Consider the following 14390-nt stretch of genomic DNA (forward strand, 5'->3'; position numbering starts at 1 on the left):
CACGGCACGGCGGATTCCGGGATGCGGACGGTCAGCGGCCGCGCAGCGCCGCCATCACCGGGGCGAACGCCTCCATGGACGGCTCCAGGACCGTCAGATACGAGAACCCGTACCGCTCGCGCCGCTCCAGCGCCTGCTCCACGATGTGCTCCACGCTCCCCGCCAGCACGACGGGCAGCTCCAGCGCCTGCTCGGCGCTCAGATGCGGCACGTACGGCAGGAAGGGCTTCAGCGCCGCCTCCCGGTCCTCGGTGACGGCGACCAGCTGGATCAGCAGGTTCAGCTCGGCGGGCTCCTTCCGGCCCTCGGCGAGCCGCCTGTACAGGCCCACCCGCTCGTCCAGCTCGTCCGCCGTCACCGGCAGCAGTTCCCCGGACGTGCTCCCGGGCACCGCGCGCGCCCCGGTGAACGCCGCGATGTCCGCGTGCCGGGCTGCCAGCCGCAGCATCCGGTCGCCGCCCGCCCCGATCAGCAGCGGCACGCGGGGCCGCTGCACCGGCCGCGGCTGGTACTCCTCCGAGCCGAGCAGCCGGTCCAGCTCCTCGACCGTGCGCCGCAGATGGTCCACCCGCTCGCCGGGCGAGCCCCACGGCAGCCCGGCCGTCTCGTGCTCCGCGCGGACATAGCCGGTGCCGAGACCCAGTTCGAGGCGGCCGCCGGTCAGCGCGTCCGTCGTGGCCACCTCGCGGGCGAGCAGCGCCGGGTTCCAGAAACCCGCGTTGAGCACGAACGTGCCCACACGCGGCCGCTCGGTCGCCTCGGCCGCCGCGACCAGGGCGGGGAAGGGCGCGGGCATCCCCAGATGGTCGGGGACGAGCAGCACGTCGTAGCCCAGTTCCTCGGCCCGGCGGCACTTGGCCCGCCACTCGGCGGCGGGCGCCGCGGTCAGCAGGTTGACGCCGAAACGGAACGGGTGCGGCATGAACTCTCCTCGGTGGACGGCGACTTGAGTGCAAGGGCCACGATTCCATCACTCGTGCGCGATGGCCGCCAGTACGTTCATACGTGAGGCACGCAACGCCGGCAGCAGCGCCGCCACGACCCCCACCACCGCCGAGCCGATCACGACGGCGACGATCGTGCCCCAGGGGATCGCCAGCGCGGTCATGCCCTGCAACGCCAGCACCTGCTGCATGCACAGGCCCCACACCAGCCCCAGTGCGAGCCCGAGAACGGCCCCGAACACCGCGATCACCACCGACTCCAGCCGGATCATCCGGCGCAGCTGCCGCCGCCCCAGCCCGATCGCGCGCAGCAGCCCGATCTCCCGGGTCCGCTCCACCACCGACAGGGCGAGGGTGTTGACCACGCCGAGCACCGCGATGACGATGGCGAGCCCGAGCAGGGCGTAGACGAGGTACAGCAGCACGGCGATCTGGTCCCGGACCAGCTGCTTGTAGTCCGCCACGTCCCGCACCTGGACCTGCGGGTACGGCTCCAGGGTCCGCTCCAGCGCCGCCCGCAGGTCGCCGGCGTCGGTGCCCGCGGCGGCGTTCACGTAGACCGCGGAGTCCTGGCCGCCCGGCGCGTACCGCCCGGCCGTGCCCATGCCGAAGTACATCCCGCCCGTGGTGCCGAACCCCTCGGCGGCGTCCTGGTCGGTCAGCGCCCGCACCGTCAGCTCGGTCGTCCGCCCGCCCTGGAACTCGGCCGGCAGCACACTGCCGACCCGCACCCCGTGGTCGCGCGCGAAGTCCACGTCCATGGCGATCCCGCCGTCGGCGAGCGCGGCCGCGGTGCCGCCCCGCGCGTAGGTGATGTTGGCGACCTCGTCGAGCCCCGGATCGAAGGCCGCGGCGGTCGTCTCCACCCGGTCGCCGTCCGGCAGCCGCACCGCCAGCGGGGTCAGCTTGGAGCGCACCACCAGCCCGACGCCCTCGGTGCCGCGCACCGCGTCGGTGATCTCCCGGGGGAACGGCGAGAAGTTGGTGTTCTGCACGACGAAGTCGGCGCCCAGCGTCTTGTCGATCTGCCCGTCGAACGACTCGGTCATGGAGGCGCTGGACACCGAGATCCCGCCGACCAGCGCCAGACCCACCATCAGGGCCGCCGCCGTGGCCCCCGTCCGGCGCGGATTGCGCAGGGCGTTGCGCTGGCTCATCCGCCCCACCGGGCCGAACAGCGCCGGGAAGGCCGCGCCGAGCACCCGGATCACCGGCCGCACCAGCAGCGGACCGGCGATCACGGTCGCGATCAGGGTCAGGACCACCCCGAGACCCAGCAGCGAGGCCGCCGACCCGGTCTCGGACGACACCACGCACCCCACGAGCGCCGCCGCCCCGGCCGCGCCCACGACCGCGCCGACCACCGCCCGCGTCCGCAGCGGCCGCCCCACCCCGGCGACCTCCGCGTCCGACAGGGCCGCCATCGGCGACACGGCCGCCGCCCGCCGGGCCGGCAGGTAGGCCGCGACGAAGGTGACGCCGAGGCCGACGACGTACGCCGTCACCGGGGTCACCCAGCCGATCACCATCTCGGTGGCCTTGATGTTCATGCCGAGCAGGCCCATCAGCTCGATCAGCCCGGCGGCCAGGGCGATGCCCGTGACCAGCCCCAGGGTGGCGCCGACCAGCCCGAGCAGCAGCGCCTCGGTCAGCACCGATCGGCGCACCTGCCGCCGGTCGGCGCCGAGCGCGCGCAGCAGCCCCAGCTCGCGGGTGCGCTGGGCGATGAGCATGGAGAACGTGTTGACGATCAGGAACACGCCGACGAGCACGGCGATCCCCGCGAAGCCGACCATCACCCACTTGATGACGTCCAGGAAGCCGCCCAACTGCTCCACGTCGGACTTGGCCTGTTCGGCGGCGGTCCGGTAGTCGTAGCGGTCGGCGCCCAGCGCGGCGGCCACCCGCCCCTTCAGCGTCGAGTCCGCGACCCCCTCCGCCGCGTCGACCGTGATGCTGGTGGCGGCGCCCGGACGGCCCAGCAGCCTGGTCTGGGCGGTCGGCGTGTCGACGAACAGCAGGGCGGCGCCCGGGTTGGTGGTGGTGAACGTGACGATGCCGACGACCTCCACCTTGAACGAGCCCGGCGGCGCGATCACGGTCAGGGTGTCGCCGATGGAGACGCCGGTGCGGTCGGCGGTCTCCGAGTCGAGCAGCGCCTCGGCGGGACCGCGCGGGGCGTGCCCGGAGGTGAGCTCCACGGGGCTGCGGTCGGTCGGGTTCCAGGCGGTGCCGATGGTGGGGGCGCCGGTCGTGGGACTCACCGACTTGTTCGCGGCGTCGACGACCGTGAGGTTGTGGACCTCCACCTCCGCGCGCGCCGCGGCCACCCCGTCGATCCGCGCGGCCCGGTCCGCGAGCGCGGCGGGCAGGGAGGCCGTCGCACCGGAGGGCACCGTCTCGTTGAGGGTCTCCCTGGGGCTGACGGTGACGTCGGCCGCGGTGGAGGCGAACAGCCGGTCGAAAGTGCGGCCGACGGTGTCCGAGAAGATCAGGCTGCCCACGACGAACGCCACGGACAGGACCACGGCGAGCGCCGAGAGCAGCAGCCGGCCCTTGTGCGCGAGGAAGCTTCTGAGCGTCGCCTTGAGCACGGGTCAGCCCTCGCGGGGAGCCCGGCCGCGGTCGGGAGCCTGGTCGGACGGGCCGCGGGTGACGTCGAAGCGCTTCATCCGCTCCAGCACGCTCTGAGCCGTCGGCCGCGCCATCTCGTCGACGATGCGGCCGTCCGCGAGGAACAGCACCAGATCGGAGTGGGCGGCGGCGCCCGGGTCGTGGGTGACCATGACGACGGTCTGCCCGAGGTCGTCCACGGCCTCCCGCAGGAACCCCAGCACCTCCAGCCCCGCCCGCGAGTCCAGGTTCCCGGTCGGCTCGTCCGCGAAGATCAGCTCCGGGCGCGCGGCGAGCGCCCGCGCACAGGCGACGCGCTGCTGCTGCCCGCCCGACAGCTGCGACGGCCGGTGCCTCAACCGGTCCCGCAGGCCGAGCGTGTCGATGACCTGGTCCAGCCAGCGGGGGTCAGGTGCGCGGCCCGCGATGTCCATGGGCAGGGTGATGTTCTCCAGCGCGTCGAGCGTCGGGATCAGGTTGAACGACTGGAACATGAACCCGATCCGGTCCCGGCGCAACCGGGTCAGCTCCCGCTCCTTCAGCCCGGTGATCTCGGTGTCGCCGAGCCACACCCGCCCGGCGGAGACCGTGTCGAGCCCGGCCAGGCAGTGCATCAACGTGGACTTGCCGGAGCCCGACGGTCCCATGACGGCCGTGAAGCGGCCGCGTACGACGTCCACGTCCACCGAGTCCAGGGCGAGCACCGTCGTCTCGCCCGAGCCGTACGCCTTGGTCAGCCCGCGGGCGCGGGCCGCGACCCCGTCGGCGGACGCGAGACCGGGGGCGTGCTCCGCGGCTGGTGTGGACACGACTGCCTCCTGGCTCGGACTCCGAGCTCGGACGAGCGCGGTTCCCCGTCCCGGCCGAGCGCACTTCCTCGTCCCGGCCGAGCGTAATGTGATCCGGCCCACACCTGGTATCCCCCAAGTGCGCCCTTGCCGGTGCTAGCGGCTCGGCGCTAGCGTCGAGGTATGGCGAAGACCCAGCTGAACGTACGGGTGGACGAGGACACGGCCCGGGCCGCCCGCGAGCGCGCCCTGGCCCGCGGGATGAGCGTGAACCGCTACATCGAGGAACTGGTCCGGCAGGACGCCGGCGAGGTGGGCCACACCTTCGTGGAGGCGGCCGCCGACTTCATGCAGCAGTACGAGAAGGTGTTCGCCGAGGAGTTCGGCGAGGGCGGTCGCTGACCCTTGAGCGACCTGCGCATCGACCTCGCCTGGCTGCTGATGCTCGCCGAGCGGCAGACCCCCGGGGACCCCCAGGTCACCGACTGGGGCGCCCTCGTCGCCGCCATCGCCCGGCACCAGGCCGAGATATTCGACGTCCCCGTCTACGACACCCCGCACGCCCGCGCCGCCGCGCTGCTCCAGCAGCTGATCCACATCCCCGCCCTGGAGCGCTCCAACGCGCTGTTCGCGTCCGCGGTCGCCTACGCCTACCTGATCGCCAGCGGCTTCAAGGTCGTCACGTCACCCGAACAGGTCCGCGACCTGGCGCGGCTGGTGAAGAACGGCGACGCGTCGGTCCACGAGATCGCCCGCGAACTGCGCCAGTGGTGCCGGTAGGGAACCGGACCGGACCTACGCCGTCGGCCGCCAGGCCGTGCCCAGGACGCAGTACGAGGCGGGCAGCACCGGGCCCCGCTCCGGCATGAGCAGCTGCCGGTACGGGCCCAGTTCGAACCCGGCGTCGCGCAGCGCGGCGACCGGGGCCCGGCCCAGGTGGCAGCCGCCGTTCAGCCGCGGCCACACCGTACGGTCCAGGGCGCGCTGCGAGAGCCGCATGGCCCGGCCGCCGCCCTGGCCGTGCTCGAAGAACCGCACCTGGCCGCCCGGCCTGAGCACCCGGCGCACCTCGCCGAGCGCCCGTGGCACGTCCCGCACACTGCACAGCACCAGCGACAGCACCACCGCGTCGAAGCCCTCGCTCTTCACGGGCAGCGCCTCCGCCGCCCCCGGCACCACGTCCACCGGCGTCTCGGCGCGCAGCGCGGCCTCCACGGCCAACTGCCGCAGAATCCGCTCCGGTTCGATCGCGACGACCTCCGCGACCGTCCCCGGATAGTGCGCGAAGTTCAGGCCGTTGCCCGCCCCGACCTCCAGCACTCGTCCCGACAGCCCCGCGAGCAGCCGCTCGCGCACCTGCGCCATGCCCATCCGGGTCTCGGCGGACACGCTGATCCGGGCGTAGCAACGGGCGAACAGCGGATGGTGCACGGCATCCCGCGCGACCTTGCCGGCACCGGCGAACCGCAGGGCCATGGAGACCTCCCTAGGCGGACAGCTCCTCCCGGGATTCTCCCCCGCACGGCCCTTCGTGCACCCTCACCGGAACAGAGAGGCTCGGATCGCCGAGGCGGGGGCCCTGCGGCCGGGGGCGGGGCGAGACCTCCCCGCCCCCGGCGCAAGCGGAGCCCTACCGTCCCGCCGCCGCCCGTACCCGGAACGCCTCCGCGTCCCAGGTTCCGTCCAGGCGGGGGGCCAGCCAGCTCGGGGCCGTCGTGCGGAAGTCGGTGGGGGTGAGGGCGCCGGCGCCCTCGGGGAGGGCGCCGAGCAGGGGGGCGTCGGAGACGTCCGTGAGGTCCGCGACGTTGCAGCGCGAGGCGAGGTCCGGCTCGGCGGGCCAGCTGCCGATGACCACGCCGGTCAGCTCGACTCCGCGACGGCGCAGTTCACGGGCCGTCAGCTCGGTCGAGTTCAGCGTGCCCAGGCCCGCCGAGGCCACCAGCAGCACCGGCGCCCCCAGCAGTTCCGCCGCGTCGGCCAGCGTGCCGCCCGCCGGGTCGAAGCGCACGAGCAGCCCGCCCGCGCCCTCCACCAGCACCAGATCGTGCTCGGTGGCCAGCTTGGCGGCCGCCTCGGCGATGTCCTGCGGGTGCACGGGCGCCCGCCCGGCCCGCCGCGCCGCCGTCCCCGGAGCCAGCGGCTCGGGATAGCGGGCCAGCTCGCCGGCCGTGACCGCGCCGGCGAGCCGCACCACCTCGTCGGCGTCCCCGCGCTCGTCCGGCCGTACGCCGGTCTGCGCGGCCTTCAGCACGGCCACCGACCGCCCGGCCGCGACGGCCGCCGCGGCGACGGCGGCCGTCGTGACGGTCTTGCCGACCTCCGTGCCGGTTCCAGTGATCACCAGGATCGGCATGTCATCCCTCCCGTGCGGCGGCGCACACCGCGCGCGCGATGCGCGCCACGTCCGCGTCTCCCGTGACGTACGGCGGCATGGTGTAGATCAGATCGCGGAACGGCCGCAGCCACACGCCCTCGCGGACGGCCGCCGCCGTGGCCGCCGCCATGTCGACCGGATGGTCGAGCTGGACGACCCCGATGGCGCCGAGGACCCGTACGTCCCGCACGCCCGGCAGTTCCGCGGCCGGGCCGAGCCCGTCCCGCAGTCCCGCCTCGATCCGCTTGACCTCGGCGAGCCAGTCCTGGCCGAGCAGCAGTTCGATCGACGCGCAGGCCACCGCCGCGGCCAGCGGGTTGCCCATGAAGGTGGGACCGTGCGCGAGCACGGGCACCTCGCCCCGGGAGATCCCGTCGGCGACCCGCGCGGTGCACAGCGTCGCCGCCATCGTCAGATAGCCGCCGGTCAGCGCCTTGCCCACGCACATCACGTCCGGCGTCACCGCCGCGTGCTCCGCCGCGAACAGCGCGCCGGTACGGCCGAACCCGGTGGCGATCTCGTCGAACACCAACAGCACGTCGTGCGCGTCGCACGCCTCGCGCAGCACCCGAAGATACGCGGGGGAGTGGAACCGCATCCCGCCCGCGCCCTGCACCACCGGCTCCACGATCACCGCGGCCAGCTCGTGCGCGTGCTCGGCGACCAGCGCGCGCAGCCGGTCCGTGTACGACTCCTCGTACTCCGTGGGCGGCGGGTCCGCGAAGACCTGGCGGGGCAGGACCCCGGTCCACAGCTCGTGCATGCCGCCGTCGGGGTCGCACACCGCCATCGGCTGCCAGGTGTCCCCGTGGTAGCCGCCCCGCCAGGTCATCATGCGGTGCTTCTCGGGACGGCCGAGAGAACGCCAGTACTGCAGACACATCTTGATCGCGACCTCGACCGACACGGAGCCCGAGTCGGCGAGGAAGACGTGCTCCAGGCCGTCCGGCGACATGTCGACAAGGTGCTTCGCCAGCCGGACGGCGGGCTCGTGGGTGAGCCCGCCGAACATCACGTGGCTCATCCGCGCCAGCTGCTCACGCGCCGCCTCGTTCAGCACGGGGTGGTTGTAGCCGTGGATCGCCGACCACCAGGACGACATGCCGTCGACCAGCTCCTCGGAGCTGCCCGCGAGCTTCAGCCGCACCCCGCTCGCCGACTCCACGACGAGCGGTTCCTGCCGGCCCGGCATCGGGCCGTACGGATGCCAGACATGCCGTCGGTCGAGGTCGAGCAGCTCCGGCGCGGTCAGCTCACGCATTGGGCGCGAGGTCCGTTCCGGCACCCCGGCGGCGCACCGCGACCAGATCGGTGCGCGGCTCGTTGGCCGGCACCTCGGGGGCCGTGCCGGCCGTGCCGCACACCCCGCCGCCCTCGTGGGACCCGCACCCGGCACCTTCGTGCGACCCGCACCCACTGGCCTCGTGCGAACCGCACCCGGCGCCCGCGTGCGAGCCGCAGCCGCCGCCGGCCGCCGCCCGGTGCTCCGGCAGCGTCACCTCGCCGGCGCCCTCCACCTCGAACCCGGCGTCCGCGATCATCTCCAGGTCGGCCTTGCCGGCCTGGCCCTCACTGGTGAGGTAGTCGCCCAGGAAGATCGAGTTGGCCAGGTTCAGCGCGAGAGGCTGCATGCTGCGCAGGTGCACCTCACGGCCGCCCGCGATCCGCACCTCGACGTCGGGGCAGACGAATCGGACCATGGCGAGGATCCGCAGGCAGCGCTGCGGGGTGAGGTTCCACTCCTTGGCCAGCGGGGTGCCCTCGAACGGGATCAGGAAGTTCACCGGCACCGAGTCCGGGTCGAGTTCGCGCAGCGAGTAGACGACGTCGACCAGGTCCTCGTCGCTCTCGCCCATGCCCGCGATGAGACCGGAGCACGCCGACAGACCCGCCGCGTGCGCCTTCTGCACGGTGTCGACACGGTCGGCGTAGGTGTGCGTGGTGGTGATGTCCCCGTAGGTGCCCTCGGAGGTGTTGAGGTTGTGGTTGTAGGCGTCGGCACCCGCCTCGCGCAGCCGCTCGGCCTGGCCGTCGGAGAGCAGGCCCAGGCAGGCGCACACCTCGACGCCCTCGTTCTGGTCCTTGATGGCCTTGATGGTCTCGGAGACCCGGTCCACGTCCCGGTCCGTCGGCCCGCGCCCGCTGGCCACCAGGCAGACCCGCTTGGCACCCCCGGCCAGACCCGCGGCGGCGGCCTGGGAGGCCTCGTCGGGCTTGAGCCAGGTGTACTTCAGGATGTCGGCCTTGGAACCGAGCCGCTGGGAGCAGTAGGAGCAGTCCTCCGGACACAGCCCGGACTTCAGGTTGACGAGATAGTTCAGTTTCACCCGTCGGCCGAACCAGTGACGGCGCACCTTTCCGGCCGCGGCCACCACGTCGAGCAGTTCGTCGTCGGAGGTCGCGAGGACGGCCAGCGCCTCCTCGCGGGTCGGCAGCTCGCGCCGAAGCCCCTTTTCCACCAGCGTGTTCAGCAGGTCCATGAGAGCCGATCCTGTCCTACGGAGGTGCCCCGGGCCAAGGAGAGTTCGCACAAGAGCGCCACTTCGCCGTGTGTGGATTGCCACATCCTGGCCAGCGGGCCAGGCCGCTAGTGTCTGTGCACTGCCTACAAAATCCCCGGAGGACCCATGGCGTTCGGCTGGATCGACGACCAGGCGGAGCTGCGCCGCCGGGCCGGGCTGGTACGGACGCTGCGGCCCCGGCCCGCCGACTCGCCGCTGCTGGACCTGGCGAGCAACGACTACCTGGGCCTCGCCCGGCATCCGGAGGTCACCGAGGGCGCCGCCCGCGCGGCGCGCGTCTGGGGCGGCGGCTCGACCGGCTCCCGGCTGGTCACCGGCACCACCGAACTGCACCACGAACTCGAACGCGAGCTGGCCGACTTCTGCGGCTTCGAGGCGGCGCTGGTCTTCTCCTCCGGCTACGCGGCCAACCTCGCCGCGGTCACCGCGCTCGCCCCGCACGGCTCGCTGATCGTCTCCGACGCGGGCAACCACGCCTCCCTGATCGACGGCTGCCGGCTGGCCCGGGGGGCCACCCAGGTGGTGGCGCACGCCGAACCGGACGCGGTGCGCAAGACGCTCCGGACGCACGACGGACCCGCCGTGGCGGTCTCCGACACGGTCTTCTCGGTGGACGGCGACGCGGCTCCGCTGGCGGAGCTGGCGACGGCGTGCCGGGAGCACGGGGCGGGCCTGGTGGTCGACGACGCGCACGGCCTGGGCGTGCTCGGACCGGGGGGCCGCGGCGCCCCGCACGCGGCGGGCCTCGCGGGCGCCGACGACGTGGTCGTGACGGTCACGCTGTCGAAGTCGCTGGGCAGTCAGGGCGGCGCGGTGCTCGGCCCGGCCCGGGTCATCGACCACCTGGTCAACGCGGCCCGGACGTTCATCTTCGACACGGGCCTCGCCCCGGCGGCGGCGGGCGCGGCGCTGGCGGCGCTGCGGCTGCTGCGCCGCGAGCCGGAGCGGGCGGAGCGGGCGCGCGCGGTGGCGGGCGAGCTGCACGCCCGGCTGACGGCGGCCGGCCATGCGGCGGTCCGTCCGGACGCGGCGGTCGTCTCGGTGCGCGCGCCGTCCCCGGAGAGTGCCGTGCGCTGGGCGGCCGACTGCCGGGCCGCCGGGCTCGCGGTGGGCTGCTTCCGCCCTCCGTCCGTGCCCGACGGTGTGTCCCGGCTGCGGCTGACCGCCCGGGCGGACCTCTCCGGGGACCAGATCGAACGCGCTGTACGGGTGATCGGCGAAACGCGGCCGTAAGTCGGCGTCCACGGCCGTGCGTCGCCCCTGGCGGACGGTGGGTCAGACGGCGGCCGTGAAGAACGCCCAGCTCTCGGGCGAGAAGAGCAGCGCGGGCCCGGCCGGGTCCTTGGAGTCGCGCACGGCGAGCAGCCCGGCGCCGGTGCCCGAGCGGGGCCTGGCCGTCTCCACGCAGTTGTTGGCTCCCGTGCTGTAGCTGCTGCGCAGCCAGCGCACGTCGTGCAGATCGGTGCCGGAAGGTACGTTCCGAGGCAGTGCGGTCATGGATGCCTCCCTACGCGCCGTCACTTATCACGGCGATGTAGTCCAACGATTCCTCGGGTGACAGGGCATTCCTGCGAAGAGCGTCGAAGGCCTCGGTGTAGGCCTCAACATCTTCTTTCCTTTCCAGGTAGAGGCTACTCGTCAAGTGGTCGAGAACAACAACATCCAGATCAGAAGTGTTCGAAAATGAGAAAACAACGAAAGGGCCGGTGACCCCGATGTGCGCCCCGGCGGAGAACGGCAGTACCTGAAGCCGCACTTGGGGCAGCCGCGCGGCCTCCAGCAGCCGGTGCAGCTGCCGCCGCATCACGTCCGGACCGCCGACCTCGCGCCGCAGCACGGCCTCGTCCAGGACCGCGCACAGCCTCAGCGGCGGATGGGAGCGCAGCACGTCCTGCCGGGCCAGCCGTACCTCCACCAGCGCGTCCAGCCCGTCCTCGTCGAGCCCCTCCACGGCCGCCCGGGTCACCGCGCGGGCGTACTCCGGGGTCTGGAGCAGGCCGGGGACCACCGAGGTCTCCAGGGTGCGCATCGCGCTCGCCTGGGACTCCAGGCTGATGAAGTCCCGGTACGTGGGCGGCAGCACCCCGCGATAGGCGTGCCACCAGTGGTCCCGGCCCTGCCCGCCGCCCGAGCCGGCCAGGGCCAGCAGCAGCTCGCGCAGCCGGGGGTCCCGCACCCCGTAGGCGTCGAGCAGTATCCGCACGTCGGCCGGTTTCACCCCGCTCGCGCCGGTCTCGATCCGGCTCACCTTGGACTGGTGCCAGCCCACCAGCCGGGCCGCCTCCCCACTGGTGAGCCCCGCGTTCGTGCGCAGCGCACGCAGTTCGGCGCCCAGTTTCCGGCGGCGCACCGCGGGACCGTGCTGCATGGCTCCTCCTTACTCCAACCGAGCCGTCCGAGCACGGTTTCCCGTCGCAGAGTTCACCGCTTCGAGCGACAGATATATGCACATCTTGGTGGATCGCCACCTGGATCGGTGCGCTGGTGGCACTCTGGCGGCGAAGCACCAGTCCGGGACCGTACTCGAACCATCCGCCTTCGTGTCGGTCCGCGGTCCCCTGGGAAAGGGACGACATCGCCATGGCAGACCATCTGGAAGCATCCGTCACTCTGCCGAGCGATCCCGCATCGGTCTCCGCGGCCCGCGTCTTCGTGGTCGGCACCCTGGCGGAGTGGGGTCTGCCGTCGGACACGGAGGTGGCCGACACCGTCCGGCTGATCGTCTCCGAGCTCGCCACCAACGCCGTACAGCACACCTTCGGGCAGTCACCCACCTTCACGGTGGACGTGGAGCTCGAACGTGACGAACATCTGCGGATCGGCGTGACCGACAGTCACCCGCGCTTCCCGAAGCGGCTGCCGGCCGCCGTGCAGCAGGACAACGGGCGGGGCATGGTGATCATCCGCTGGCTGACCGCGGAGTGCGGCGGCCGGCTGAGAGTCCGCCCCACCCGGGAGGGCGGCAAGACCGTCGCCATCGAACTGCCGTGGACGGTCCCGTCCCGGCCGGTGCCGGTCGCGGGGCAGCCGGAGCCCTGACCCCGGAACGCGGCCGGGCCCGCACGCGCGTACGCGGTCGGACCCGGCTCGTGATCAGTCGACCGTCACTACTTGACCCGGCCGTACCAGACGCTCTTCGTCCAGATCTTCTGCAGCCGCACGACGTCCCCGGTCTTCGGGGAGTGCCAGATCTTCCCCTTTCCGGCGTAGATGCCCACGTGGTACACGCTGGACCCCGAGTGGAAGAACACCAGGTCCCCGGCCTTGCGGTTCTTGGCCGAGACGTGGCGCGTCTTGTTGTACTGCTGAGCGGCCGTACGCGGCAGGGTCTTGCCCGCCTTCTTGTACGAGTAGAGCGTGAGTCCCGAGCAGTCGAACCTCGACGGTCCGGTGGCGCCCCACTTGTACGGGGAGCCCTTCTTCGAGGCGGCGACCTGGAGCGCCTTCTTCGCCGGCGTGGCGGCCGCGGCCTCCTGGGCGAAGCCAGGGGCGATCACGGAGCCGCCCACCGCGGCGAGGGTGAGGGCCGAGGCCGTACCGGCCCGGGCCATGAGTGACGGGACACGATTGAGCGCGGTCATGCGCAACCCTTCGTCAGCCGCCTGTGAAGGATGACCTGTCGGATTCGGGCTGGCGAAGTTGCCCGGCCGCGTTGCCGCGGCTTCACCCCAAGGACCGCTCGGCCCGGTCGTGGCGTGACCGTTCCGGCGACCCGTCGTGCTTGGGTCCTCCACTCCTGCCGATCCACTCCTGTCGACCGGTCATCCGGGCGGCGGCAGGACTCGGCGTCCGCCCGGATCGCCCCGCCGCGGTGGCGGGGTCTTGTCGTCAGACAGGGATCTTGACTCACACATGTCCGAAAATCCCAACGGAACCGGGGATTTGTGGTCTTCCTCACCACTCACCCGTTCGGGTGGACACCCTGACGACGCGTCGGGTGTCAAGACCGTCAAAGCCCCCCGGACCAGCGGCGGAACGCTCGATTCCGCCCTGAAGGTCCTCCCTCGGCGCAACCTGGGCCACCTCGAAAAAGGACCCTTGGATACGCCGATGGTGGGTAATCCGTTCAGTCCGTTTCAACCCCGCCGCGGACGCCCCGTCACCTGCGCCGGAGACGCGGGCCAAGCACGCCGTGCGTCAACTGTCGGAGAGCGGTGGAAGGGTGACGCGCGCCGTGCGGCGTTCACCGTCGAGCACGCGCAGCGCCCGCGCGAGAGTCGGCGCGTGCAGCTCGGTCTCGCCCCGCTGGTGCATCAGCGCCAACGCGTCCCGCAGGGCCACCGCCTTGGTCACCAGCGCCTGGGCGGCCCGCAGTCCGCCATACGTGTGACCCTCCCGGCCGGGGTTGATCCGGCCGAGCAGGTCCACCACCTCCAGGTAACGGTCGATCAACTCGCTCTCGGCCCGGGTGAGCGCGGGCAGCGGCGGGAGTTCCGGCGGCAGCATCGGCGGCTCACCTCGCGCCGGGCGCGGCGGCCGACGTCTTGCGGCCGGTGACGATCCGGTCCACCAGGCCGTACTCCAGCGCCTCCCGCGCGGTGAGGATCTTCTCCCGCTCGATGTCGGCACTCACCTGCTCCGGGGTGCGTCCGGTGTGCCGTACCAGCATCTCCTCCAGGCGGCCCCGTACGCGGGTCAGTTCCTCGGCCTGGACGGCGAGGTCGCTCGCCTGGCCGTGCACCGGTCCGGGCGCGGCGGGCTGATGGATCATCACCCGGGCGCCCGGCAGGGCGTAGCGCTTGCCCGGGGTCCCCGCGGCCAGCAGCACGGCGGCCGACGAGCCGGCCTGGCCGAGGCAGATCGTCTCGACGTCGCAGGTCACGAACCGGAGGGTGTCGTAGATCGCCGCCATGGCGGTGAACGAGCCGCCGGGGGAGTTGATGTACAGCGAGATGTCCCGGTCCGGAGCCTGGTACTCCAGGTGCATGAACTGGGCGATCACGTCGTTGGCCGAGGCGTCGTCGAGCGGGGTGCCGAGGAAGACGATGCGCTCCTCCAGCAGCTTCGAGTACGGATCCGTCGTCCGGCGGCCGAGGCTGGTGCGTTCGGTGAACTCGGGCAGGACGTGACGGGCGGACGGCGGGGCGGGCTCTCGGGTCATACGGACCCCTCCTCACAGCGGAGCTGTCTCCGTAAAAAATGTACAGGA

Annotated in this window: 16 protein-coding genes; 4 read left to right on the forward strand and 12 right to left on the reverse strand. The window is 72.7% G+C overall.

What is annotated here, in order from left to right; genetic code table 11:
* Positions 1-31: 31 nt before the first annotated feature.
* Genes ACSU6L_RS32355 through ACSU6L_RS32365 form a run of 3 tightly spaced genes read right to left on the reverse strand, consistent with a single transcriptional unit; the run spans position 32 to position 4366 of the window.
* Positions 32-922, reverse strand: coding sequence for an LLM class F420-dependent oxidoreductase (locus ACSU6L_RS32355; RefSeq protein WP_437062539.1), 891 nt, complete (start codon positions 920-922; stop codon positions 32-34).
* A 48-nt stretch (positions 923-970) separates the two neighbouring features.
* The gene (locus ACSU6L_RS32360) at positions 971-3538 is read right to left on the reverse strand and encodes an ABC transporter permease (RefSeq protein WP_437062541.1); all 2568 of its coding nucleotides are present in this window, start codon (positions 3536-3538) and stop codon (positions 971-973) included.
* A gap of 3 nt (positions 3539-3541) precedes the next feature.
* Positions 3542-4366, reverse strand: a complete 825-nt coding sequence (locus tag ACSU6L_RS32365) for an ABC transporter ATP-binding protein (protein WP_437062543.1) — start codon at positions 4364-4366, stop codon at positions 3542-3544.
* A gap of 162 nt (positions 4367-4528) precedes the next feature.
* Between ACSU6L_RS32365 and ACSU6L_RS32370 the strand changes: the two genes are divergently transcribed.
* Positions 4529-4747: an antitoxin gene (locus ACSU6L_RS32370; RefSeq protein ID WP_073943495.1), complete on the forward strand. Its 219-nt coding sequence runs from the start codon at positions 4529-4531 to the stop codon at positions 4745-4747.
* 3 nt (positions 4748-4750) lie between these two features.
* Positions 4751-5125 carry a fic family toxin-antitoxin system, toxin component gene (locus tag ACSU6L_RS32375; RefSeq protein ID WP_437062546.1) on the forward strand — a complete coding sequence of 125 codons (375 nt, stop codon included), beginning with the start codon at positions 4751-4753 and terminating at the stop codon, positions 5123-5125.
* Positions 5126-5140: 15 nt separating this feature from the next.
* Here ACSU6L_RS32375 and ACSU6L_RS32380 read toward each other — a convergent pair whose 3' ends face one another.
* The 4 genes from ACSU6L_RS32380 to bioB all read right to left on the reverse strand — a co-directional run bounded on the left by ACSU6L_RS32380 (position 5141) and on the right by bioB (position 9199).
* Positions 5141-5821 carry a class I SAM-dependent methyltransferase gene (locus ACSU6L_RS32380; protein ID WP_437062548.1) on the reverse strand — a complete coding sequence of 227 codons (681 nt, stop codon included), beginning with the start codon at positions 5819-5821 and terminating at the stop codon, positions 5141-5143.
* A gap of 154 nt (positions 5822-5975) precedes the next feature.
* Complete coding sequence (gene bioD / locus ACSU6L_RS32385) at positions 5976-6698, reverse strand: dethiobiotin synthase (RefSeq protein ID WP_437062550.1); 723 nt, start codon at positions 6696-6698, stop codon at positions 5976-5978.
* A 1-nt stretch (position 6699) separates the two neighbouring features.
* Positions 6700-7980, reverse strand: a complete 1281-nt coding sequence (locus ACSU6L_RS32390) for an adenosylmethionine--8-amino-7-oxononanoate transaminase (RefSeq protein WP_437062552.1) — start codon at positions 7978-7980, stop codon at positions 6700-6702.
* Complete coding sequence (bioB, locus tag ACSU6L_RS32395; protein ID WP_437062554.1) at positions 7973-9199, reverse strand: biotin synthase BioB; 1227 nt, start codon at positions 9197-9199, stop codon at positions 7973-7975. Before bioB ends, ACSU6L_RS32390 begins: the two co-directional genes overlap by 8 nt.
* A 147-nt stretch (positions 9200-9346) precedes the next feature.
* Here bioB and ACSU6L_RS32400 point away from each other — a divergent pair, with 147 nt between their 5' ends.
* Positions 9347-10474 (forward strand): 8-amino-7-oxononanoate synthase, encoded by a 1128-nt coding sequence (locus tag ACSU6L_RS32400; protein WP_437062556.1) that lies wholly within the window; start codon positions 9347-9349, stop codon positions 10472-10474.
* Between the two features lie 42 nt (positions 10475-10516).
* Here ACSU6L_RS32400 and ACSU6L_RS32405 read toward each other — a convergent pair whose 3' ends face one another.
* Both ACSU6L_RS32405 and ACSU6L_RS32410 read right to left on the reverse strand, forming a co-directional pair.
* Complete coding sequence (locus tag ACSU6L_RS32405) at positions 10517-10738, reverse strand: DUF397 domain-containing protein (protein ID WP_437062560.1); 222 nt, start codon at positions 10736-10738, stop codon at positions 10517-10519.
* A 10-nt stretch (positions 10739-10748) separates the two neighbouring features.
* The gene (locus ACSU6L_RS32410) at positions 10749-11609 is read right to left on the reverse strand and encodes a helix-turn-helix domain-containing protein (protein ID WP_437062562.1); all 861 of its coding nucleotides are present in this window, start codon (positions 11607-11609) and stop codon (positions 10749-10751) included.
* Between the two features lie 212 nt (positions 11610-11821).
* On the opposite strand from ACSU6L_RS32410, the gene ACSU6L_RS32415 reads away from it, so the two are divergent.
* Complete coding sequence (locus ACSU6L_RS32415; RefSeq protein ID WP_073943504.1) at positions 11822-12280, forward strand: ATP-binding protein; 459 nt, start codon at positions 11822-11824, stop codon at positions 12278-12280.
* 68 nt (positions 12281-12348) lie between these two features.
* On the opposite strand, the gene ACSU6L_RS32420 is transcribed toward ACSU6L_RS32415, so the two are convergent.
* From ACSU6L_RS32420 to ACSU6L_RS32430, 3 genes are all read right to left on the reverse strand, one after another.
* Positions 12349-12822: a C40 family peptidase gene (locus tag ACSU6L_RS32420; RefSeq protein WP_437062565.1), complete on the reverse strand. Its 474-nt coding sequence runs from the start codon at positions 12820-12822 to the stop codon at positions 12349-12351.
* A gap of 556 nt (positions 12823-13378) precedes the next feature.
* The gene (locus tag ACSU6L_RS32425; protein WP_437062567.1) at positions 13379-13687 is read right to left on the reverse strand and encodes a hypothetical protein; all 309 of its coding nucleotides are present in this window, start codon (positions 13685-13687) and stop codon (positions 13379-13381) included.
* Between the two features lie 7 nt (positions 13688-13694).
* Positions 13695-14342, reverse strand: coding sequence for an ATP-dependent Clp protease proteolytic subunit (locus ACSU6L_RS32430; protein WP_437062569.1), 648 nt, complete (start codon positions 14340-14342; stop codon positions 13695-13697).
* Positions 14343-14390 lie beyond the last annotated feature (48 nt).

Origin of the sequence: Streptomyces sp. enrichment culture (assembly GCF_964272855.1) — a bacterium.
In the GTDB taxonomy this organism is placed as follows: Bacteria; Actinomycetota; Actinomycetes; order Streptomycetales; family Streptomycetaceae; genus Streptomyces.